Annotated in this window: 1 protein-coding gene; it reads right to left on the bottom strand. The window is 45.7% G+C overall.

Going from position 1 to position 221, the window contains the following annotated elements:
• The coding region (locus HMPREF2701_RS01530) for a CHAP domain-containing protein (protein WP_148130496.1) at positions 1-221 on the bottom strand (221 nt) is incomplete at both ends.

Here is a 221-nt window from a genome sequence, read left to right as displayed (position 1 = left end):
ATGGCACTATCTGCTTGAGAGATTTTTCTAAAGGTATAGTTAGGGTTGCCCCCATAGTTGGTTTCAGACACAAGGAAAGAACCATCATCATAGACCTTCTCTACAAAAGCCACATGACCATAGCTGGCTGGTGTACCATGTGTACCTCCTACAAAAGAAACAATAGCACCTGCTCTTGGTGTAGAGCCCGTTTCCCCACCAAGACTTGAAGCTGTCGCAAC

Source organism: Streptococcus sp. HMSC077D04 (genome assembly GCF_001808785.1).
In the GTDB taxonomy this organism is placed as follows: Bacteria; Bacillota; Bacilli; order Lactobacillales; family Streptococcaceae; genus Streptococcus; species Streptococcus mitis_BX.
The sequence above is the reverse complement of the archived record's forward strand: the minus strand, read 5'-3'. Positions and strand labels throughout refer to the sequence as shown.